This window comes from Shewanella sp. FeAMO (assembly GCF_053653955.1).
This window is the reverse complement of sequence record NZ_CM132201.1, coordinates 1,358,543-1,380,965: the sequence shown is the minus strand read 5'-3', so window position 1 is coordinate 1,380,965 and position 22,423 is coordinate 1,358,543. Positions and strand designations below refer to the sequence as shown.

The following is a 22,423-nucleotide window of genomic DNA, read 5'->3' as shown; positions in this document are numbered from 1 at the left end:
GAACTATGAGATTTGGATAAGAGTCTCAGTTAACTAGCAAATTGACGGAATCATCGATCTTTAACGTTCACCTGTTGAATAAAATGTTAATGTCTTTGAACTAGCTCAATACTCTCGAAATTAAAATTAACCCTAGAAAACTAAAGCGCTAGACTAGCTTCATAAATTTTAATCAGTTAAGGAATCGCTATGGACCATCAACATGTATATGACGCTCAGGGAAAGCAGCTTTGCTGTACGCAAGAGGAGAAAATTAATATGGCTGCGGACAATCTAATTAAACACAAACATGCTAACAACAGCTGTTGCTCTACGGATAGCCATAATGATCATAGTGATGACGATGGACATAACCATGATGCCGATAGCGATAGCAATGTGAAGTTGTTTTTACCACCAGCGATCAGTCTGATAGCTTTATTGATTGCTATTGCCCTCGATAATTATATTCCACAATCCTGGTTTACTGGTTGGGTTCGAATCGGTTGGTACATAGCTGCTTACCTACCAGTAGGCGTGCCGGTAATCAAAGAAGCAATCCAAAGCATTATGAAGGGAGAGATTTTCTCCGAATTCTTTCTTATGAGTATTGCGACCATCGGAGCTTTCATTATCGGTGAATACCCTGAAGGTGTTGCAGTAATGCTTTTTTACTCTGTTGGGGAAGTATTCCAGACCTTGGCAGTAAAGAGAGCAAAAACTAATATTAAAGCGTTACTAGATCAGCGCCCAGATGAAGTGACTGTGATAGACGGGAATAGAACTACAGTGCGTAAAGCAGCAACTGTAAATATTGGAGAAATTATTCAGCTCAAAGCAGGTGAAAAACTTGGATTAGATGGTGAACTTCTGTCCGATAAAGCCTCATTTAACACGGCAGCTCTTACTGGTGAAAGCAAACCGGATAGTAAGAGCAAAGGTGAAAGTGTTCTCGCAGGTATGATTAACCTCAACACGGTGTCACAAGTAAAGGTTACTACTGCATACACAGACAGCAAGCTTTCACGAATTTTGGAACTCGTTCAAAATGCCACTGCGCAGAAAGCTCCAACAGAATTATTCATACGCAAATTCGCCAAAATCTACACCCCAATCGTTGTAGCGCTTGCGATTTTAATTTGCGTAGTACCGTACTTCGTTGTAGATGCCTATGACTTTAATCAGTGGCTTTATCGAGCATTGATATTCCTCGTGATCTCCTGTCCGTGTGCATTGGTCATCAGTATTCCGCTAGGCTATTTTGGAGGAATAGGTGCGGCAAGTAAAAACGGCATTTTATTCAAAGGAAGCCATTTCCTCGATTCAATTTCAACAATACAAAATGTAGTAATGGATAAAACAGGAACCATGACTGAAGGTGTATTTAAGGTACAGGATGTACTGATTCAGGATGGTTTTGATCGTGAAGAAATTTTGCGAATGGTAAATGTATTGGAGAACCAAAGCACTCATCCGGTCGCCACAGCTATACACGAATACGTAGGAGAGGTTGATAGCTCAATTACACTTTCCAATGTTGAGGAAATCTCCGGGCATGGATTGAAAGCGGAGATTAATGGCAAAGAATTACTAGTGGGCAATTTCAAGTTATTGAATAAATTCAATGTCTCCTACGATGTAGACCCGGCCAAAATTGTTTATACCGTCATTGCGTTTGCTTACGATAATAAGTTTGCTGGTTACCTCACCATCGCTGACAACATAAAAGAAGATGCCCAATTAACCGTAGATACACTAAAGGAACTAGGTATCAATATTACTATGCTTAGTGGCGATAAAAATACCGTTGTACAGTTCGTAGCGCAGAAACTGGGAATCCCAAATGCATTTGGTGATCTTCTCCCCGAGGATAAAGTCGACAAGGTAAAAGAGTTAAAGGGAAAAAATGAAACAGTTGCATTTGTGGGGGACGGCGTTAACGATGCGCCTGTGGTCGCGCTAAGTGATGTTGGAATTGCAATGGGCGGGCTTGGGAGTGACGCAACTATCGAAACAGCAGATGTGGTAATTCAAGATGACAAACCCAGCAAAATTCCTACAGCTATTGCAATTGGTAAACAAACCAAACGTATAGTTTGGCAAAACATATCTTTGGCATTTACTGTAAAAATAATCGTATTAGCCCTTGGTGCTGGCGGAATGGCCACCATGTGGGAAGCAGTATTTGCAGATGTGGGCGTTGCTCTACTCGCAATTGTCAACGCGGTACGAATTCAGAAAATGCAATTTCATCTAGAATCGAAATCATAAAATTAAAAAAACCCACTTCGGCGAACGAAGCGGGTTTAATTTATTAGCCTGTAGTTATTAGGGCTTGTTGACGTTTCGAGATTAAATTTTGTTCGCTCTGGCGGCGTTGCCGGATTATGGCATCAACCTGGCCAATGGTTAGCGTTCATTTTCAAGCCCGTGCCATACCCGCAGAATAATAATGGTGTTGCTATGTAATGAATAACGCACAACGTAGTGGCCAAAGATGATGTCACGAATGACATCCGGCACAGGCGCCAGCGCAACCGGAGTGCCGAGCTTAGGAAAGGCTGGCAACAGCTGAATTTTACTTATTAACTCTGCAGCTACTCTATTGGCGGCGGTTGGATTATGCACGGCGATAAACTGCCGTAAACGCTTTAAATCGCCGATAGCCTCATCGGTATAAACTAATTTCACTTAACCGATCCCGGTGCAGCCTGTTCATGTTCCGTTCCCCAGCTGCTTAACCAGTTGTGCACTTCACCGGCGTCCACCACTTTTCCCTGCGCTGCAGATTCCATAGCATCCAGGGTTTGTTGCCAGCGAGCTAGCTCCAACTGCTGCTTATCTATGTATTCCGCTAAGGCCTGATTAATCACCCAGCCTTTACTGCGATTAAGCCTGTTAGCGATAGCATCCAACTGCTGCTCAACCTCGGCTTGTAAGCGAACTGTCGTCACGCTCATGCTTTTCACCTTTAGCAAAACAATGTAATACATTGTAGTCAGCTTAGATCAGATACGCAATTTAACGGTGAAGCGGCACGGGGTCTCAGTTATTTAATTTTTGTCTGACTCCACTTATTTCGCCCGTTAAGCATATCAATGCAATTGTTGCAGTGAGAACAACAGCTGGATCTGACCCCGAATGTCCAACCAGATAATCCGATGAGATGCCGGTTTGCCTCACTCTCATGCAAAGGTAAGATCAACCATTTAATCCCCTTACCCGAAAAACCGAAGAAAAATGGCGAGTAGAGACTCGCCATTTTCCGCTACCCCCTCGACGTATCCAGCTTAAACGGAACCACGAAGCCGCAGCGAGTTGAATACAACGGACGCTGAACTCAGACTCATCGCCAGGGCTGCAAACATGGGTGATAGAAGCAACCCGGCAAACGGGTACAGGACGCCAGCAGCCAGTGGAACGCCTAACGCATTATAAATGAACGCAAAACCAAGGTTCTGCTTCATATTGAGAACAGTCTTGTTTGACAGGTCCCGGGCAATCGAGATACCCCGCAGGTCTCCTTTTACCAAGGTGATTTGCGCACTGTTCATCGCTACGTCCGTCCCGGTTCCCATAGCGATACCGACATTCGCCTTGGCCAGTGCCGGGGCATCGTTGATGCCGTCGCCCGCCATCGCAACGATGCAACCTTCTGATTGAAGCTTATCAACCAGATTCAGCTTGTCGGCCGGTTTCACTTCGCCATGAACTTCGTCTATGCCTAGTTGTTCGGCGACCGCTTTTGCCGTTGAAATACCGTCACCAGTAGCCATGATGACCCTGATTCCCGCGGCCTTGAGCGCCTGTACCGCTTCAGGGGTGCTCTGTTTGATGGGGTCGGAAACGGCGAGTAGGCCGACCAGTGTGCCGTCAACCGCCAGGTACATCACACTCGCACCCTTTATCCTCCATCCCTCAGCGGTGGCAGCCAGGCCATCAACATTGACGTTATCCTGCTGCATGAACGCAGTGTTGCCCAACAGCATTATTTTGCCTTCAACCTTGCCCCGTACGCCTATGCCGCTACCCGAGTCAAAGTCGTCCACTGGGCTGAGCACCAAATTACGTTCGCGCGCAGCGCTGACAATAGCGTCAGCCAAAGGATGCTCGCTGCCTTGATCGAGGCTGGCAGCCAGGCGCAAGATTTCATCGGCGTCCAACTCGCCAGCGGAAACAGCCTGATCGAATGCGGGTCGGCCTTCTGTCAAGGTGCCGGTCTTGTCTACGATGAGCGTATCGACTTTGCGCAGATTTTCTATTGCTGCTGCATCACGAAACAGAACACCCTGGGTTGCGCCTCGTCCGGTAGCAACCATGACTGACATGGGCGTTGCGAGCCCCAACGCACAAGGGCAAGCGATGATCAGAACAGCGACCGCATTGATCAGGCCATAGACCCAGCTTGGCTGCGGGCCGAACATGCCCCACACGACCAAGGTGAGGATGGCGATGGCTACCACCGCCATGACAAAGTAACCCGCCACCAAATCAGCCATCCGTTGCATCGGCGCCCGAGAGCGTTGGGCCTGAGCCACCAACTGGACAATTTGTGACAACACAGTGGCCGAGCCGACTTTCTCCGCCCGGATCACAAGTGCACCAGAGGTGTTCATCGTTGCCCCTATGACCTTGTCACCCGGGCGCTTGCTGATGGGTAACGATTCACCAGTCAACATGGATTCATCGAGAGAACTTGCACCCTCTTCAACAATGCCATCGACAGGAACTTTCTCACCGGGACGTACGCGTAAACGATCACCTTCATGCACATGCGTCAGCGGTACATCTTCTTCTGTTCCGTCTGCATTGATACGGCGGGCCGTCTTGGGCGCCAGACCGAGCAATGACCGGACGGCAGCGGATGTCTGGGAACGCGCGCGAAGCTCCAGCACCTGACCAAACAGCGTAAGGGAAATGATCACCACTGCGGCTTCGAAATAAACCGCCACACGCCCCATGGACATGAATGTTTCCGGAAATATACCGGGAGCTACGGTTGCCAGCGAGCTGTAGACGAAGGCGGCACCGGTACCCAAGCCGATGAGCGTCCACATGTTGGGACTGCGGTTGACCACTGATTGCCAACCCCGTACGAAGAACGGCTGTCCGGCCCACAGCACCACGGGAAGCGACAGTACAAGCTCTATCCACGTTTGCGTCGCCATCTCGAACCAGCCAAGCTGTGGCCCAAACATGGCAAGCACCGTGACAATGACGGTAAAAGGCAATGTCCACCAGAATCGCCTGGAAAAATCGTCCAGCTCGGGATTGTCATCTTCCAGACTGGGCATCAGGGGTTCAAGTGCCATGCCGCATTTAGGGCAGGTTCCGGGGTTGTCCTGACGTATTTCCGGATGCATCGGGCACGTATAAATTGTGCCTTTGACCGCTTCCGAGGGAGGTGGCGGGGTTGGTGAAAGAAACTTCTCAGGGTCATGCTGGAATCTATTCATGCATTTGGTGCTGCAGAAGTAGTAAGTTTTACCCGCATGCTCAACATGCTGGGCAGAGTCTGCCGTTACACCCATGCCGCAGACCGGGTCTGTAAGCCCTGAGCCCGTGTGGGAGGGTGTATGGTGATGACAATGAGACTCAGAATTATCGTGACCCATGGATAAGCACCTTTTCAAATAAGCAGGCAGTTTGCGCCGCGTTTTTTGCGGCTTCTTAAAGGAGGAGATTACATGAATCATGATACCATAAACTTATTAGTTAAAGATGACCAGGCTGCTCCCGCAAGCATTACATTTTAGTCATGTTATGCGAACAACGCTTTTCTCACCGATATAACCTAGCTTCCGGCCACCAACATTACATATTTGTCATTTTCTGGTCATGTTGTGGGCAGATTTCAGACTATAAAATTGATATTGACGACAATGAAATGGACTGGCTTCCTTGGCCTGAACTGTAGAGCGGAGTGGAACGATGAAGATTCTCATCGTAGAAGATGAAGTAAAAACTGGGGATTATATCCGGCAGGGCTTCATGGAATCCGGCTTTGTGGTAGATCTCGCCCGGACCGGGCTCGATGGTCACCACCTGGCGATTACCGGCTCGTATAACTTGATTGTCCTTGATGTAATGCTGCCTGATGTGGATGGCTGGCGAATTATGCAGTCATTGAGAGAGGCCAGATCCATCACGCCTGTGTTATTTCTCATCGCAAGGGACAGTGTAGAAGACCGGGTCAAGGGTCTGGAATTGGGAGCGGACGACTATCTGGTCAAGCCTTGGCAATCTATGGGTACAAATATTTTTGCTTTGTGCCTGAGGGTAGTTAACCTGCAAATTCGACTTAACTTTAAATGCTCCAAAGTTCGTCTCGCTTAACTCGTGCCGAATGTCCGCTTTCAGTGAAAAGCTCCGATTTAATCGAATCTCAGTGAATTTCTGCTATTGGCACATAAGTAATATTCATAAAGTGCGAATACTACATTAGCTCACTTAACTGCAAAAACCGTAACCAAAGTTTTAATTGAGCCACTTGGAACCATAACAAAGTACATCTTGCTCCCCATGTATTGCCAGAACTCGGCCTCTTGTGCATATTTTTTTGCTTTTTGGATAGTGACGCTTTCTGGTAACTGGGCTTTAGTTAGCGCAGAACATAGCAGCTTTGAGCACAAAGCCTTCCAAGGATGCTTAGGTACACCGTCTGAAAGCCGTTCCACAAACCGTTCCTGTGCATGACGAGTCACCACGACAGGCCCAATACTTGGCACATTGATGACCTCATCGATTTCTCTCACGGTAGCATTATCGACGCAGTATTCTTCGAAGGAATGGGAGAGCCATTCTTCCCGTTTTTCTACCGATATCTGTGCTTCTTGGTAGCGGGTGAGCAAGAACCTAGTCAGGCTGTAAAGTGAATGCTGAGTTGAGCGTTGTTTCTGTAACTTTTTGATGGCTCCTTTACTGACCCGGATTTGAAGCCCATTACCGCTTCGGTTACTCCCCATCACCTCTTTCACTGACAGTAGGTGATGAATAGCATAAAGCTCAGCTGCAATTGGCTTTTGCTGCTCAGGTAGCTTGTCGTATTGCTCACCTAAATCGACCTTTAGCTCACCACCTCTTCGAAGGCCGGTCTTCCAGTAAACCGTAAATTCACCATCAATCTGCTTTGTTAACAGGGTTAATACCATCATGTTTGTTTCTCCTATTGGTTCTCTATTTTTCATTCTCCATGTTTTTTCAAATATGCAAGGCGTAAAAAAAGGGGCCGAAGCCCCTTGGATCAGATATGAACTTTCGGAAAGCCCATGGCACCGTAAACATTCAGCACATCATTCCAATCCCAACTTTTCACGCCAAGTGACGTTGGTATCGGAGGGATCAAGACTTGTGTCAGAATGCCTTTCTGCCAGGCTTTTTTCTTGAGTTCATTCGCTGCATTCAGGCCGGTCTCAGAGAGATCATGATCTGCCCAGATGTACAGCATTTTCACATTACTTGGTGGTTCAAACCTAGCCAGTAGGGTTGCATTCACAACCGACCAACATGTTTGTCCCGTTGCTCTGGTAACCGCTAAAGCCGTTTCGATACCTTCAGAAACACCTAGTACCTCACCAGGCTCACCAATCGGAATGGCACCACCTGTGATTGTTCTGTCACTTGGTATCGGCATCATCTTTTTAGGCCTTTCAACCGGCGCTTTGAATCCATCTTCACTTAGGTAGATCCGATGAAACGTGGCCGAACGCCCTTGCTGAGTAACGATTTTACCTAGCAGCGCTGGGTAGCTATCGATAAACAAGCCATCTTCATCATGGTAAGGCAAGTTTGGATGATACCTCAGCACCGAATCCCATTCAGGACGAAGCCGGGTAACAATGCCACGACGATGCATGTAGTTCCAAACTGGTTGCGCACGAGTATCTGCAAGAGAAAACGTTTCTCCCCAGGTTTGATTCAAGCGATGGATAATCGCTTTGTCCTCGTCCTGCTTTCTAGCCTTCCAATCAACTGCGTTACTCGGTATTGGCCGAATAGGCGCTTGTATTTGTCCGGGTTGAATACCAAGAACCTGGCCGATTGCTTCAATAGACTGAGCAAAGTTCCATCCATTAATCCAAGACAACAGTTCAAAACCATCATGAAAGATACCGCAGGTGTTACAAACGCCACCTCCGGTATATTCAGCATCTTTGAATAGCCTAAAGCCATCACGACCGCCATGAACAGGACAAGCCACATGACGGCCCTTTCGAGCAATGGCGGCATCAAGTTCTGGCACCAATACCGCTAATACTTGAAGCCATTGGCCATTAAGATATGGCCTTACTGTTTCAATTTGTAAAGGTAACGCCATATAACCTCCTTAAGTAAAAAGCCGACTCCTACCACAAGTGAGAAAAGTCAGCTCTGGGCCTGCATTGAGCCGTTTGGTTAATGCAGGAACGTTAGTCAAGCTGGATACCATGTCGTCTTAATAGCCACATGATGGAGTCACGAAGCACATCAGGATCGACAACCGCAGCCATTGCGCAAACACGAAAGCAAAATGGCGTTAATTCGTCATTTTGAATCCACGACAACACATCCTTTCGCAATCGAGTACTGACACGACCGTCTAGCAATACACGGATCGCATCCAATAGAATGCCTTCGCGTAACTGCCAGATTTCCGTGTCAGACCAAGTGATAGGGGCATCATCAAACTCAAATAGAAATTCGAGCTGTGCTGATGTGTGCTGATGGGAATGCTTTTGTGATGTAGGAGAATGGGCAATGCGCCCATTCATTAAAGATAACCGCGTTCGGCAAGCGAAACGCAGCCCTCGGATGCGACCACAACATGGTCAAGCGTTCGAATATCAACAAGTGACAAGGCGTCACGGAGTCGATGAGTAATGCGTTTATCAGCTTCACTGGGTTCAGGATCACCCGATGGATGGTTATGAACCAATATCACTGCTGCCGCATTAAGTTCTAGCGCTCGTTTTGTTACTTCCCTTGGATACACGCTCGCCGCATCTAAAGTGCCTTTGAACAGCTCTTCAAATCGAATGACGCGATGCTTTGTATCAAGAAACAGCACACCAAAAACCTCGTGCTCATACTCGTGCATCAGTGTTTGCAGGTATGAGAACGCCGACGATGGCTGTTCAATTTTGCGACCTTTACTCAATCGACCACGGGCAAGCTTGAGCGCCATATCTAAGATATCCGCTTCAGTCACTTGCTCAGGAACGATGTAAGTACCGGCTTCTTCGCCAGCTAAGAACTTTTTGTTTTTCATAGGAGTCTCCCCAAAAAAAAAGCGGAGACGAACCCATGCCCTGAAGGGGACGGAATCGTCCCCGCAGGGTGGTAAAATTGATGTGGTTACTGAATTAACAGTTGTTGTGTTACTTCGAATAACTCACGCTTCAGATCTTTGAGGTCATTAATCACAATGCTTTGAGGAAAGAATTTCTCAACACTGCGTGTTTGAATCCCGATCCCCAGTAGCTCAAAGCCACTGCGTCTGCACCGGTCAACAATGTCATGCGTGGCAGCCCAATCATCTGGGTCACCATCCGTTAGCACTATCATTAGCTTTCGCTTCTGTTTTTGCGCTAACAAACTGTTTGCCGCAAACCACATCGCTTGTGCCATAGGCGTACAACCTCGTGGTTTTTGGTCAAACCAGGCGGCCCGATGTCGAACCGATTGCTTGGGCAATAACGCGATAGAAACTTCCTGATGAATACCAGGAAAATAACTGACCGCAGGCACAACACCCGGTATGCCTTCCAGTGCCATGGCTAAAGCCAAAGCTGCTTCATTGGCAACATGAAAGTACTTTCGATTACCTTCGCCAATGGGTTTACCCATTGAACCCGATATATCGACCAGCAAGTGCACAGCAGCATTAGGCGCAATGCGAGGTTGCCTTTGAATAAACAATCTCGACTCACCTGCTTGTGAAGCGGCAAGACGATGGGTTGCAACTCGAAGACCGTGCCTTTTGGCATGATTCCGATTGTCCTGACTGGACTGAACCATGCCCCTAAGTCGGGCTCGAATTTGAGCGGACTCAGACGCCGATAAGGTCAAGATGGCCTCATCACCCAACATAGCTTGCTCTGCTTGGGGCAAACTGAGTGGAGTGACACCCTGATGTCCTTCAGCTTGTTCCGACAACACTTCTGCCACTTGGGCAAAGGTATCGGGTTCAAACTGAGCGGCACTGGCCTCTAAGGCTTGTCGCAAATTGTCAGCTTGATCAGAGTTATCTGAATCCCCCGTTTCAGCAGCATCCCCCATTGCAGACGAGTCTGCTTCCGGGGTTTGACTGTCACTACTGTTATTGCTGTCATTACTCGCATCTTGTCCAATGTCATTACCGCTATCAGCATCCGACTCATCCTGTGGTGGACGAGATTCTTCTTCCAACATGGCAACGATGGCATCGACAAGTTTTAGCACTTCACCTGTAGACGCTAGGCTAGGCACTGCTGTCAGCATGGCGCTTAACCGGCTCATCGCTGCGGCAGGAAAGAGTTGTCTCACTCTTTCATCGACTGCTTGATACAAAGGCGTCAGCGCTTTCTGGCCCAGAAAATGGCATCTCAAGCGGAACAACAACCATGCTTGCAAGTTAGATGCAGGCTCAAGCTGTTCAGGTACACACATTTGCTGTGTGTCCACCATGTACTCAATCACTTGCGAAATACTGCGCCGGGTTCCGGGGTAATCCTTTGCCAATTCGTTTTCAATGCGAACATCCTCAATGATATTGAGAAGTGCCTTACGGATCGGCTTGGACGACGCCTTCTGCACCATGTCAAAATTGGTATGCCGAATATGCGCCGCTTCATGAGCCAGATAACCCCAAGCTATCTGTTGATAGTGTGGGTCGTCTGGGTTTGCTGTTGGGATCACAATCCGCTCACCATCGGTAAACGCATCTTGTCCTTGAATAAGCACCTTCACACCAAACTTTTCGCCATAAGCGGCGGCAACGATTGGCAGTGCGTTTTTTAATGGATGATTCATGGGAGTCTCCTAATCATTAGGGGGAATACTCCCTCAGCGGGAGCGTTTCCCCGCTGGGAATGTAAGTGTTTAAACCTGTGCTTTTAGCTTATCCAGATCGTATTTTTGACCTAACCAAGCCACCAATTGAGCTGGACTCTCGTGCTGCTCAAATGACGTTTTAAGCTGGTCTAAACTCAGGATGTCATCCAATGTCAGACCGTACTGGTCTTGTAACTGAGTAGACACCTCGTGTTGATATTGCAGCCAGGCCCGCTCAAAAGCGGTTTGCTGCAATGCCATGTTTGGAACAAATACCATGGCCGTTACCCAAGCTCCTTGTGCGTCCGCATCTGCGATCAAAACAGGGTTCTTGGGGATCACGACACTATGTGTTGAGTACGACCGTTGTACTAACGTTCGACAACACGCCACTTCTGGTATCGATTCACTTTCAACAGCATCAGTCACACCACGAAAATGTGCTTCAAACTGGTTCAGTTGGCTGGGGTTATGGATGGTTGATTGCATAATTTCCTCTTACATAGTTCAGAGGACATGCGCCCTTCAGGGCAACATGCCCTCAAGGACGTTAGAAATAAAATGAGTTTGGTACAGTCGAACCAAGGTTTGGTCTGACGGTTGGTTGTGGTATTGCACGTAAGTTATCTGCCTGAGCAGATACTGGCTGTGCGGGTTTAGGTTCAGGTTTGGGCATCAGTTGTCTGATATCCAATTGACCTTCACCGTGCATTCTCATCTTGTCTGGATCAGACAAAATTAAAATGGTCGCCATTAGTTCGTGATAGAGATTGTCTGTCACAGGGCCGGTCTTCGGCAGACGAACAAATAAATTGTCCATCGCTTCGACCATCGGCTGGACTCGATGATCCAGGAATGACAAACCATCCAACTTGTCTCTTAACCGCTTCAGAGGATTAAGGGCTCGCTGGCTGATTTGATTCTTACCTGCAACGGAACGCTCAAACAGTTCATTGGCATCACGAGCCACCTCCCTAAAGAGGGTGTGTCCCATGCCATTGACCTTGTCATCTAAGCCACCAGCTTGTTCAGCCGGTTGCATTCGATAGATGGCATAATCGAACTGAAGCCGTTGTTCCACGTCTTCGATGGGTGACAGCGCACGCCGGATTGCATCTGCAAATTCCGGGTGTTTTGCAACCCAGTCAAACGTCACCTGATCATAGTTGTCCAAGAACAACTGCTTGCACTGCGCAAACTCCTGACCGATCCGGTCAAGCTCTGGAACAATCTGATCAATTCGGTCTTCAGGGACGGCATAGCCACCTAAAAACCGCACACCGACTTGCTCACACAAGCGCTGCGCTTCTTTCTTAAGCCTTTCAAAGTTCGCCAATGCCTCAGGGTCGCAAATTTTTTTACTCCCTAAGCTGGCAACATCCTTCGGTGGAAGTTGGCTGCCATTGGCTAGTCTGAAATCTTCAGGCCTTAGTTTTTTTCTACCGCTCCAGATGGAACAGTCGATGTGACAAATCAAAAGTTTGTCGAGGGTTTGAATACTCATAGTGCATCCTCATGCGAGATGGGGACGCACCACTCCCAACAGGAGCAATGGCCCCCGTTTGGGTGGTAGTAGTTGACGCGCTAATGGCAATACCACTATCAGAAATAGTAATTTTGCGAATCAGGCGACGATTGGTTGAGATCGATTTTCACAGGCATTAAGTCCAGTGCTTCAGCTATCGAGCGAACCCGCTCTAAATCACTGCCTAATAACCTCAATACATCTTTTTCCAACTTCAGTTGGTCGGATACTTCTATCCCTTCAGGACTCGCTACTGTGAGCGAACACAGAGGTGGTAATTGACGCTTAAAGGCCAGTAACAGCAACAATGGCCACGGGCCATCATCCGTGTTAACAATGCCAGCGCCTTCACCTGACACAATGCTGATTTGATTGGTACTAGGTAATCCGCTTTTGCAAAACCCTAATGACCATTCCCCAATCCTGACCTGGTTATCATCAATAACAGCCAAGCCATAGGCTTCAAGCAGCTTTGCCATATCGAACAACGCTTTTTGCGCCAGCGAGATTTGGCCATTGACGTCCTTGCGAGTACGAAACTCCCAACTGACGTTATTGGCGCACGCGACGCTATCAAGCGCATTTGAGAGTTCAAATGGCCGCCCTTGATGATCAATGCCGACTTGTCCAACAAATCGATAACCCTTGTTGATTTTCTCATTGATTCGTCGGTCTGCTTCAGCGTTAGGATCAGTCGAGTCAATCAATCGCTGCTGCGACAATTGACCTGCTTTTCCAAACCGAACTTCAATCTCCAGGGTATCTGATCCAACGTAAATGGCCCATTCTTTGGCTGTCCCATCAGAATGACTGTAACGGTAAAGAGCAAAGCACTTTTCCATCATCAATCCTCCCAGTGGTCACCGAAGACATCAGCGGCAATACGGTGAATGGCTTCTCGTTGCTCCAACTCAGCACGAGCCGTCAAAGACCGAATCAGTGCATATTCCACTGCGTTAGGAGCGCCTTTAAAAGCAAGTGTTAACTTTGCCCAGCGCACCAAGGTCCTAGTGGACATGGTGATACTAAGCTCAGCACCGCCATCCGCGCCCCCAATAAAGAGACGACGAATGTCACCAGCCACTTTCACCATTTTCTGGCGAAAGACTTCTGGCAAGCCCGGCGCAACGTTCTCCAGAATGGCTTCCTCTACAGAAGGCTCTGCATAGGTCGCTTCGATGATTCTAAAGCGATCAAGAAAAGCCAAATTCTGTTGAAGCACGCCTTGATACAAGCCCGTTTGGTCACCGCTGCCCGCACTGTTGCCGGTTGCGATAAAACGAAACTTGGCATGTGGCATGATGATCTCACCGCCATTTTGTGCGATGACCAACGGAGCACCTTCCAAAATGTCATTGAGCCCAGCCAGTTCAGCAGGCTCAGCAAGATCCATTTCATTAATGATCAGCAAATGGCCATGCTTGACAGCCAGTGCCAGCGGTCCATACACAAAGGTCATGTTGCCATTAACCAGTGTGTGGTGACCGATAAGATCGGACAATTCCAATCGACCGTGCGCAGTAATTTGCTGAACAGGCCAATTCAATCGAGAAGCAACTTGGCAAATTAGCGAGGTCTTCCCGCATCCCGTGGGGCCTGTAATATACAAACCGTCACCGTCTGGGTGAGACAAGAACGCCAATACGTCACGTAAGTCTTCTTTTCTAAAAACATACTCGTCCTTGCGAACGGGAATGTTTGGATGGGTAGTGTCGGCACCATATCCTTCCAGAACGAAAGTATCAGGAGCCGGGACATTAAACGCTTGATTCACTTGAACCAAAAATGGGGATTGTTCAGTCATGGTAAACCTCATCAGTTTTGACGAGGCCCCATGCCCCAGCAGGGAATGAAGTCCCCGTCGGGTGGTATGTTGATTGTGGTATGGCTGTGTATGTAAGAGTTCAGCTCGCTCTATCATTCGTACCCAGCATGGGCTACGAGTGAAACTGCTTTCTGATGCACTCGATATAAGCGCATGAGAAAGGAGCCGAAATCGGCTCCAAGTAAACGTTAAAAGTAAAATGAGCTCGGCGAGTCACCTGGCAGAACCAAGTTTTCTTGCTCAAGGCTGATTTTGATTGGTGTTTCAACGGGCTGCTCTGGCTTATTGGTGCTGATACGCAACCGCTCTTGTGGCGCTTTTCGATAAGCGGCTAAAACCTGTTCGTCCAGTTCGCCTAATTTATCGGTGGCCAATTGCTTATAGTCCACCGTGCCCGCCATCATGTAGCGGCTGAGTTTGACCCCAGCATAATCCGCATGAGCGTAATTACCCATCATAGCGACCAATTTTGACTGAGCGTCTCGCATTTCCTCTTTCAAAGATTTAATGTGATTTTCCAGTCGGACCACTTCGGCATGTGCTGAGCAATATTGCCGAGACAGCGATGTCCAGCGGTATTGGGCTTCACCCTTGGGAACAAAGCAATCTTGTTCAGGGCATTTTGACGGTTCTTTTTTAGTTTGAACTAACTCCCAAAACTGAAGCGCCGTTTCTTGCAATTCAGTTAAGAACGCCGCGTCTCGTTGTATTTCAAACTCAATCAGTTGATCCTCAAAATAGAATACCAACCAACCACGCGTGCTATTGGCGACCAGTATTTGATGCTGAACTTGCACCCAATACAACTGGTACGCCTCGCTTTGTTCTCGGTGAGCTTGCACATCCTCAAAAACTGACTGGCAAGGACATTTCAGTTCAACGGGTTCGCCCGCATCGTTGATGCCATCAAAGCTAGCTCGAAAGATTGCGTTATGATCGGCTTCTGCACATAACGGCAGAAGAAAGTCATTATGCGCATTCTCAAATGCTCGCCTTGCTTGAGGCTCCAACCGAATACCGCGAAGCACATTAGGATTATTCGACAGGTCTTCCGGTAATACGAATCCAGTTTTTTCTGCCCATAATCGCCAAGGTGTTTTGTAGGGTGAGCGCCCCATAATTATTGGGGCTTCAGATGCCGTAACCCCTGCAATGCGCCACTGGTGCCATGCAGGAGTACGTTGTGATAGGTCGATAACCTTCATATTGTCTCCTTTGAGGGGAGACTCCCCCGAAGGAGAGAATTCCCCTTCAGGGTTAAGTGGTTACTTTGCAGCTTGTACTAACGCTGTTTGGTGCTGAACAACACTCGCGTGAACCGAATCAATTGCCGCTATACCGGCTTGAATCGAACCTACGACAAGGGCAACAACCAATACCAAGCGAAAAAATGAGGCTGATTTAGTCATGGAAGATCTCCAAAAAAAAGACGAGACCTTCCCCCTGACGGGAGAAAAATCCCGCCAGGGTTAGTAAAATGAATGCGTGGCGCTAAGAAGCTAAAGGCTGTGTGAGCGCTTTGGCTGCCTGTTGCTGTGCATTAAATATTTCTTGTTTCGCAAACGTCAGTTCAACACCCTGAAAATGTTCATTGGCATATTCCAATGCACTATTCCAAGCGTTTGAAGCTTCCGCCCGCTCGATAAGCTTGCAAACAAGCCCTCGGGTTCGATCATCAACTTGCTCGGGTGGAATCACAGATGGCTCAACAACGTGTGTTGCTTGGCCTTCGATAATTCGCTCCGCTTCGTCTTGATCGAAAATTCCCACAAAGCCAAACGCAATGCGGGAACACTGGATCATGGATTTATGTCTTAGCATTCGCTTAGTGTGCGTCTGCCATGGACCATCTACACGGTAAGGGCCATTTTTGCCGTTACCCTCAAAAGGCGGTCGATAGACTTCATCCAGATACTCAGTGATTTTGACTGGGTGCGAACGGTCGCGCCGATAGATGATGCATTCCATCCATTCAGGGCATTCTTTCGCGCCATCTAGGGAGACTTTGTTTTCTGAAGTCTTAAACTCCATGCCATCAAACTGGTCGTGTTGATTGATGATGCGAGACCATCCATCGACACCTACCACTGGAATAATTCCAGCTTGTTTATCAGGGAACGCAAAAATCTCTTTGGTGAAAGGGTTCAAGCCGTACTGATCTGCAACCACCAAGAGCGCCATCATCTGCTCATTGGTCGGTGCACTACCGTCACGTTGCTTGAATGCTGTTGCTTTTAGGGTATCGAACAACTTGTTTGGATCGACACTAAAGCGCTCAGCAAAGCGTTGGATTAGCTTTGGTTTTTCCATTATGGACTCCGACAATCAAAGTGGGAGTCTGCCCCTGACGGGAAAGTACTCCCGGCTGGGTTAAAGCGTTTTTGCTCGGTTAAAAATCTGGTTCAGGATAAGTTTGTGCCCAATTAGTTTGGGAGCCCGCATCATCCGCCAGTGATGGCTCAGATGCTTTGTTCACACTATCAAGAAGCAGAAACTCGTCCGCGTCCACTTCGGTCAATCGATGCTTAATGCCATCTTTCTCCCATGAGCGCGTGCGCTGAGGCCCTTGAACAAAAAGCTTCGCTCCTTTTTGGATTAAATCTTTTGCCCTTAGCCCTAACTTAAATCCACCACGATCTCGAAAAACGACCCGATGCCATTCCGTATGCTCTTTGAGCTCATTGGATTGACGGTCGCGCCATTTCTCAGAAGTGGCCAGCGAAATGCTGGTCACCAAATCGCCTGATGGATAGGCTCGCGTCTCTGGCTCAGAGCCAACGTAGCCTATGAGTGTTACTTGGTTTTTCATGATGTTCTCCTCGTCTTAGTTGAATTCTGTGCACACAGTTGCTTCTACCCGGCTGGGCAACGAAGACTGACGGCGCAGATAGGTTGGTATTTCGAGTAAAGCCATGTCGTACTGATGTGGCTCTTTGTAAAACGCAGATGTCAAACGGGGCATACCAGGAGCTTTAGGCACTGCCATTGGACGACGTTTTGGTGTTGGTGTGAGCAATCGCTTGATTTGAGTAAGTAAAAATTGAAACGGGCGCACGCTTTGATGAGCAAGCAATCGCAAAAGCGACCGGCTCAGTTTTGCAAGCAACATGATGCCTGCGATTTGGATAATAAATCCGAAGATATATTCCATTGGTGACTCCTTAAGTTGGTTTTGAAGGAGTCACCCCCAACTGGGGAAAACTCCCCCAGCTGGGTGGTGAAAAGGCGAACCGTAAGGAACGCATGGTTGAGCATGTAAAAACATGCAGGCTATTTGTTTAAGGAGGCTAGCTACCTCTTAGTACCACTGAGAAAACTCAGCGGCGGGCTTCCTTTGAGCTCATGCTCTCAGGCGCAGATATCACTGAAACAGATCAGCAATATTTGATAGTCAGTGTAACCGTCTTATCCAGACAGGATAGTTAGAAAGATGCTCAATTCTTCCACCTAGCTGAAAGGCCATTACCTCACAGAGGATTAGGCTAGGGACTGATTATTGTCATATCAGGAGCAAACTTATGGCCCAAGCAAAACCCAATTACTCAAAACCCATCTTTGAACAATCATTCACAATTAATAGCTTACAAGCGCAACGTGTCGTTGACCGTGTTTTTAGACGGACGGTAAGTGCGCTTTACGGAATCGATGTCATCCTGCGCATCATTGGCGATGAGAACGAAATTGATGAAGTGGAACAGATCATAAGCCAGTTGATCGAAGATTGCGCTAAGGCGGTAGACAGCGAACAAGCTCGTTTGGACAAACTGATGGAGTCCAACGGCATCGATGAAGTACCTGACTACACCGACCCAATTACCTTCAACGCCAAAATAAGCTCGCCCCAAGTTGGCCAGTTTGTTGGCTTAGTGCGCAAACTCGATGCGTTGATGATCTCAATGGACACACTCTGGTTGTCTAGCGTGCTTAGCAACAAGCAACGTGTTGATGGTAACTACGCATGGCAACAGCGCATCATCAAACTGGCTCGACGCATTATTGATATCGAAATTCGAGCTCGAAAATCAGCCCAAGCGAAGGGTAAAGAAGCAGAGGTTGAACAAGCGGTGCCGTCAACCGATCACGATATCACTGAAGAGGAAACAGATACCCCCGCCAACTAGCCAACGGCTCCCATCACACGGCCCCTCTCGAAGGGGCTCTTCATCTTGCTGTATTTTCTATCAAAATCATTAAAATGAATTTAACTGTCATTTTGGCCAAGCTACATGAATAGAACTAATTTTTTCGTTACCTTCTTAATAGCACTGTTCGCTATCCCTGCATTTGCAGAACACGCAACATCGTTCAGCCAGGCAAAACGATTTGCCCGAGAAATTTACCAATACAACCAGAGTACGTTTTACTGTGGATGTAGCTATAACAATGATGGTGCGATTGATGCTACATCTTGCGGATATGAACCAAGGAAGCAACCGAAACGAGGAGAACGCTTAGAGTGGGAGCACGTTGTCTCAGCTTGGGAAATTGGCCATCAACGCCAATGCTGGCAAAATGGTGGTCGTCGGAACTGTGAAAAGAATGATCCTGAGTTTTCTAAAATGGTGTCGGATCTCCATAACCTTGTACCATCAGTAGGAGAGCTCAATGGGGATAGATCAAATTTTCGATTTGGCATGATTCCGAATGAACCAAGAGCCTACGGTCAATGTGATTTCGAAGTTGATTTTAAAGACCGCCGAGCAGAACCACCAGCTAACCGTCAGGGTGATATTGCTAGAATTTATTTCTACATGCGTGATCAATACGGCCTAAGACTAAGCAGGCAACAAACTCAACTATTTGAAGCTTGGTCAAGAATGGACACTGTTGATGAATGGGAAATTACACGAGACAATCGAATTAAAGCCTTACAAGGCAATAAAAACCACCATATAAAATAGATAATAATAGGGGCAGTATGCCCCTATTTTAGATTTCCACTATTTTTACTGTATTTATCTTGAAATCTCACTTTGCAACTTAGCTACGAATGGATCTATGGATCTATCGTATTCATTGTAGTGATCAATGCCCGCCATTGAACCATATTCATCGTCAGCTTTTTTGGCAACATTGTTGACCTCCGAGTTTAAATCTGTGAAAACCAACAACGAACCATCAATTTCCCCAAAACTCTCACTATAAGTAGGATTTAACAACCTTACAGTGCTAGACAAATTACCTAAAGCCGCATTAAAACCGGAAACGTCTAAGATCGCATCGGCTTTACTTGAGCCATCCAACTTAACAAGTTCAGACTCTCTATCACTAAAAGCCTTTGATATTAGCGACTTCCTATTCTCAAGTATTGCTTCTCGTATGAGTTTTTTCCTTAACTTTGTACGAGTAGACTTCGCAGAAGATAGTGTACTACTTGAACTTGAGCTATATGATGGCTCATCATCTTCAGTAACAGCATCATATATTTTTTTTGCCCCCCATATAACAAGAGGAGCAGCGAACCACCAAGCCATAAATACCTCCCATCAAGAGTTAGTCGCTAGACTTAAGAATTAATAACGTGTCATCGATAAGTGAGACACATACATCAACTTCATCAATATCATATTCAACTTTCGCATCAGCCTTTAAATTTTCAATATACTCATCAGTTTTGATAATTAGCTCATCCAAACCAGCTTTGATTGCCTTAGATGTACTATTCCAATACTCAGTTACAGCTCTCTCTATGTCATCAAACACCGACTCTTTACGAATTGCTTCTGCGGCTTTTTTTGCGAGTGATTTTTGCCAACTACCACCAGCTAGTCGATATATTATGTAACCAATTGCCGCAGCAAGAGCAATACCTATGGTAATAGGGCCACCGATGGCTGCAACGAATGAAGTTACTGTAGTAACACTTCCAACCAACCCTAAAGACACCAATACTCCAGCTGCCTTTCCAACTAAAATATATGCACCTAAATTACTTGCTATAGTCGATACATATAATGCCATAGCTCCAAGACTTCCTAATCCCGCAAGACCTCCAACAAAAGCCGCTCTCGAGTTAAATGCACTAAACTCTGCACCCAATCCAGATATTTGGGTATCAATTCCTGTAGTTGAGATGGTGGGGGCAGCTTCCTGCCATCTCAGCAACAAAGAATCTAATTCCGTCGATACGGCTTTACCACTAGTCTTTAATGTGCTTTCTAATTTTGTAGTCAAAAGCTGACCAATATAATTGCCTAACTCAGATTGAGCCTCTTTCTTGTCCGAATAGGTGTCATTGATAAGCTCTTCGAGACCTTCAACAGAAGTATTGTATTTGTAATAGGTACTCATAACATCCAAGTCGTGTTTTTTGTGGCTATTACATGATTCAATGAGGGAGTTAAAATCTTTTATCAACTGAGTAGACAACTCACGAAATCGCGCATCCTTCTCGTTGACCTCCTTAATTCTTTCGAAAGTCTCCGATTTCTTGTTCTTTAGATTATCAATCTCACTCAATAGCATATTTTCGATATTCTTTAGAATATTAGAAATATACTTATCTACTATTGATTCTTGGTTCAAAGTTAGAGACGAAGCCATTTCGGTGATTTTTCGCAATGTATCACTACGATAGTCATTATTTTCACGCCAAAATGGTTGAACTCGTGCTGTTAGTTCTGAACTTTCTGGTAATTGCGTAATAAATCCATCTTCCATCCATGATGAAAATATTAAATTATCTAGTTGCTTTTTAATTCTCTTGAAGGTTACACGACCTACAGCTTCCACATCATCCCTGCTTATTTCAGAGTGACAATGAGACTGAATGAACATTAAATGATCAAGTGGTTTCTCCTTATCCACTGGTGGTCTCTGCCTGATGATATTTGATGCAAACCCTAAATCACTATCTTTGAAAAACCCGGTATGATTTGAAACAAAAACAACACCATCAGCAAGTTCTACACCACCGAGAGCCTTCTCAGTATCAGACTCATCTGAACCGTTAAGATCCCCTGGGGTATCCAACAACCAAACCGAACGAAGTATCTCGGAATCTGAAAAAACAATTGCGATATAAGCCTCATTTAATACATCATCTTCATGATTGTGCACTCCTAATCTATCCAATATTTCTGAACCACCTTGTTCAATTAAATATTTTTCGACATCAACTGGTGAATGAACCATATGCGGCTTAAAGCCCTTCTTAAACACAGCCACATTTCCTGAAATTGTTTCAGGCTTATCTGATTCGTGCATAAGAAGATTAACAACACATGTTGCTGGTTGATATTTGGTCGGGAGCAATGACTGATTGATAACAGTATTAATCAGTGTTGACTTACCTGCATCAAAATGGCCAAAACATCCAATTACAGGCTTTCTATTAAGTCCATCTACTACAGCCTCAAGCTGTTCAACCTTACTTTTAAGCCCTATTGAATCGATATATTCATGATTGTAGCAATCGATACTATCTTTCACTGATGAAATAAGCGACTTCGCTGCCTCTACCTTAATTTTGATAGTTTGCTCACCAACTTCTGACATAATATAATCATCCTCTTTATAAGTGTATTCCGTTAAAATTTCATAATACTTGCTTGGCTGAATCCCAACAGCTGATAGATACCCAGCAATCTTAATTGCATCAGCATTCATTGGTTGACTTTCAATTCTTGAAACAGCCCGTTGATCCAGTGTTCTTCCAATTCCAAAAACTTCAGATCTTGCAGCAACATCACTTTGGGACAAACCCGCATTTTCTCGGCTTGAAATTAAGAAAGTTCTTAAACGCTCATTTAGTTCATCGTGTTTCATTTTTCAGACCTATGATTTCAGCCACTTGTATATACCGTAAGTTCCAGCACCAATCGCCAATGGAGCTGCCGCAGTAATTGCAAGTCCGGCAACCATTCCACCACCAACTACACCACCTATGGCGGCAAGACCGGAAGTGACACCAGCAGCGCTTAAACCTGCAACGGAACCTGCCGCTGATACGGCACCAATTGAACCACCTACACCGCCGAGGCCACCAACAGCACCAGCGACTTTCGCTTTATCTTCCATTTCCATACCAACCTCTAGACAAATATGACTAACACACCATCAATTTAGACAATTAAGTCTAACGT

General features: G+C 46.5%; 22 protein-coding genes and 1 pseudogene. 4 read left to right on the top strand and 19 right to left on the bottom strand.

What is annotated here, in order from left to right; translation table 11 throughout:
- Positions 1-189 precede the first annotated feature (189 nt).
- Positions 190-2,250 (top strand): heavy metal translocating P-type ATPase, encoded by a 2,061-nt coding sequence (locus ACWAU4_RS06220; RefSeq protein ID WP_188740514.1) that lies wholly within the window; start codon positions 190-192, stop codon positions 2,248-2,250.
- 138 nt (positions 2,251-2,388) lie between these two features.
- Here ACWAU4_RS06220 and ACWAU4_RS06215 read toward each other — a convergent pair whose 3' ends face one another.
- From ACWAU4_RS06215 to ACWAU4_RS06205, 3 genes are all read right to left on the bottom strand, one after another.
- Complete coding sequence (locus tag ACWAU4_RS06215; protein ID WP_019677809.1) at positions 2,389-2,670, bottom strand: type II toxin-antitoxin system RelE/ParE family toxin; 282 nt, start codon at positions 2,668-2,670, stop codon at positions 2,389-2,391.
- Positions 2,667-2,939 carry a CopG family ribbon-helix-helix protein gene (locus tag ACWAU4_RS06210; RefSeq protein ID WP_019677808.1) on the bottom strand — a complete coding sequence of 91 codons (273 nt, stop codon included), beginning with the start codon at positions 2,937-2,939 and terminating at the stop codon, positions 2,667-2,669. The genes ACWAU4_RS06215 and ACWAU4_RS06210 overlap by 4 nt, the downstream gene beginning before the upstream one ends.
- Before the next feature lie 330 nt (positions 2,940-3,269).
- Positions 3,270-5,594: a heavy metal translocating P-type ATPase gene (locus ACWAU4_RS06205; RefSeq protein WP_188740515.1), complete on the bottom strand. Its 2,325-nt coding sequence runs from the start codon at positions 5,592-5,594 to the stop codon at positions 3,270-3,272.
- 316 nt (positions 5,595-5,910) lie between these two features.
- Here ACWAU4_RS06205 and ACWAU4_RS06200 point away from each other — a divergent pair.
- A pseudogene (locus ACWAU4_RS06200) lies at positions 5,911-6,219 on the top strand (response regulator); the annotation flags it as partial.
- A 206-nt stretch (positions 6,220-6,425) separates the two neighbouring features.
- Here ACWAU4_RS06200 and ACWAU4_RS06195 read toward each other — a convergent pair.
- The 13 genes from ACWAU4_RS06195 to ACWAU4_RS06135 form a co-directional block, all read right to left on the bottom strand.
- On the bottom strand, positions 6,426-7,133 hold the full coding sequence (locus tag ACWAU4_RS06195; RefSeq protein WP_454290499.1) for a hypothetical protein: 708 nt from the start codon (positions 7,131-7,133) through the stop codon (positions 6,426-6,428).
- Between the two features lie 89 nt (positions 7,134-7,222).
- The gene (locus ACWAU4_RS06190; protein ID WP_454290498.1) at positions 7,223-8,296 is read right to left on the bottom strand and encodes a DUF7146 domain-containing protein; all 1,074 of its coding nucleotides are present in this window, start codon (positions 8,294-8,296) and stop codon (positions 7,223-7,225) included.
- A 91-nt stretch (positions 8,297-8,387) separates the two neighbouring features.
- A complete protein-coding gene (locus ACWAU4_RS06185; protein WP_001014426.1) occupies positions 8,388-8,729 on the bottom strand; it encodes a hypothetical protein in 342 nt (113 codons plus the stop codon).
- Complete coding sequence (radC, locus tag ACWAU4_RS06180) at positions 8,729-9,226, bottom strand: RadC family protein (protein ID WP_000791199.1); 498 nt, start codon at positions 9,224-9,226, stop codon at positions 8,729-8,731. Before radC ends, ACWAU4_RS06185 begins: the two co-directional genes overlap by 1 nt.
- Positions 9,227-9,312: 86 nt before the next feature.
- The gene (locus ACWAU4_RS06175) at positions 9,313-10,968 is read right to left on the bottom strand and encodes a VWA domain-containing protein (protein WP_454290497.1); all 1,656 of its coding nucleotides are present in this window, start codon (positions 10,966-10,968) and stop codon (positions 9,313-9,315) included.
- 69 nt (positions 10,969-11,037) lie between these two features.
- Complete coding sequence (locus tag ACWAU4_RS06170; RefSeq protein ID WP_024015929.1) at positions 11,038-11,478, bottom strand: hypothetical protein; 441 nt, start codon at positions 11,476-11,478, stop codon at positions 11,038-11,040.
- A gap of 61 nt (positions 11,479-11,539) precedes the next feature.
- The gene (locus ACWAU4_RS06165) at positions 11,540-12,493 is read right to left on the bottom strand and encodes a DUF3150 domain-containing protein (protein WP_000027441.1); all 954 of its coding nucleotides are present in this window, start codon (positions 12,491-12,493) and stop codon (positions 11,540-11,542) included.
- Between the two features lie 98 nt (positions 12,494-12,591).
- Positions 12,592-13,356 carry a hypothetical protein gene (locus ACWAU4_RS06160; protein WP_454290567.1) on the bottom strand — a complete coding sequence of 255 codons (765 nt, stop codon included), beginning with the start codon at positions 13,354-13,356 and terminating at the stop codon, positions 12,592-12,594.
- Between the two features lie 2 nt (positions 13,357-13,358).
- Positions 13,359-14,318: an AAA family ATPase gene (locus tag ACWAU4_RS06155; protein ID WP_054104226.1), complete on the bottom strand. Its 960-nt coding sequence runs from the start codon at positions 14,316-14,318 to the stop codon at positions 13,359-13,361.
- Between the two features lie 209 nt (positions 14,319-14,527).
- A complete protein-coding gene (locus tag ACWAU4_RS06150; RefSeq protein WP_000862954.1) occupies positions 14,528-15,544 on the bottom strand; it encodes a YqaJ viral recombinase family nuclease in 1,017 nt (338 codons plus the stop codon).
- A 286-nt stretch (positions 15,545-15,830) separates the two neighbouring features.
- Positions 15,831-16,649, bottom strand: a complete 819-nt coding sequence (gene bet, locus ACWAU4_RS06145) for a phage recombination protein Bet (RefSeq protein WP_011788511.1) — start codon at positions 16,647-16,649, stop codon at positions 15,831-15,833.
- A gap of 79 nt (positions 16,650-16,728) precedes the next feature.
- The gene (locus tag ACWAU4_RS06140; protein WP_149519280.1) at positions 16,729-17,148 is read right to left on the bottom strand and encodes a single-stranded DNA-binding protein; all 420 of its coding nucleotides are present in this window, start codon (positions 17,146-17,148) and stop codon (positions 16,729-16,731) included.
- Positions 17,149-17,163: 15 nt separating this feature from the next.
- Positions 17,164-17,490 (bottom strand): hypothetical protein, encoded by a 327-nt coding sequence (locus ACWAU4_RS06135; RefSeq protein WP_454290496.1) that lies wholly within the window; start codon positions 17,488-17,490, stop codon positions 17,164-17,166.
- 367 nt (positions 17,491-17,857) lie between these two features.
- Between ACWAU4_RS06135 and ACWAU4_RS06130 the strand changes: the two genes are divergently transcribed.
- Positions 17,858-18,460: a hypothetical protein gene (locus ACWAU4_RS06130; RefSeq protein ID WP_191786210.1), complete on the top strand. Its 603-nt coding sequence runs from the start codon at positions 17,858-17,860 to the stop codon at positions 18,458-18,460.
- 105 nt (positions 18,461-18,565) lie between these two features.
- Entirely contained in the window at positions 18,566-19,240 is a 675-nt protein-coding gene (locus ACWAU4_RS06125) for an endonuclease (RefSeq protein WP_454290495.1), read from the top strand.
- Positions 19,241-19,294: 54 nt separating this feature from the next.
- Here ACWAU4_RS06125 and ACWAU4_RS06120 read toward each other — a convergent pair whose 3' ends face one another.
- From ACWAU4_RS06120 to ACWAU4_RS06110, 3 genes are read right to left on the bottom strand one after another with little or no spacing between them, the layout of a single operon-like run.
- A complete protein-coding gene (locus tag ACWAU4_RS06120; protein ID WP_342177935.1) occupies positions 19,295-19,813 on the bottom strand; it encodes a hypothetical protein in 519 nt (172 codons plus the stop codon).
- Between the two features lie 19 nt (positions 19,814-19,832).
- Positions 19,833-22,106, bottom strand: coding sequence for a dynamin family protein (locus ACWAU4_RS06115; protein WP_342177934.1), 2,274 nt, complete (start codon positions 22,104-22,106; stop codon positions 19,833-19,835).
- Positions 22,107-22,115: 9 nt separating this feature from the next.
- Positions 22,116-22,364 carry a hypothetical protein gene (locus ACWAU4_RS06110; protein WP_011788505.1) on the bottom strand — a complete coding sequence of 83 codons (249 nt, stop codon included), beginning with the start codon at positions 22,362-22,364 and terminating at the stop codon, positions 22,116-22,118.
- Between the last annotated feature and the right edge of the window lie 59 nt (positions 22,365-22,423).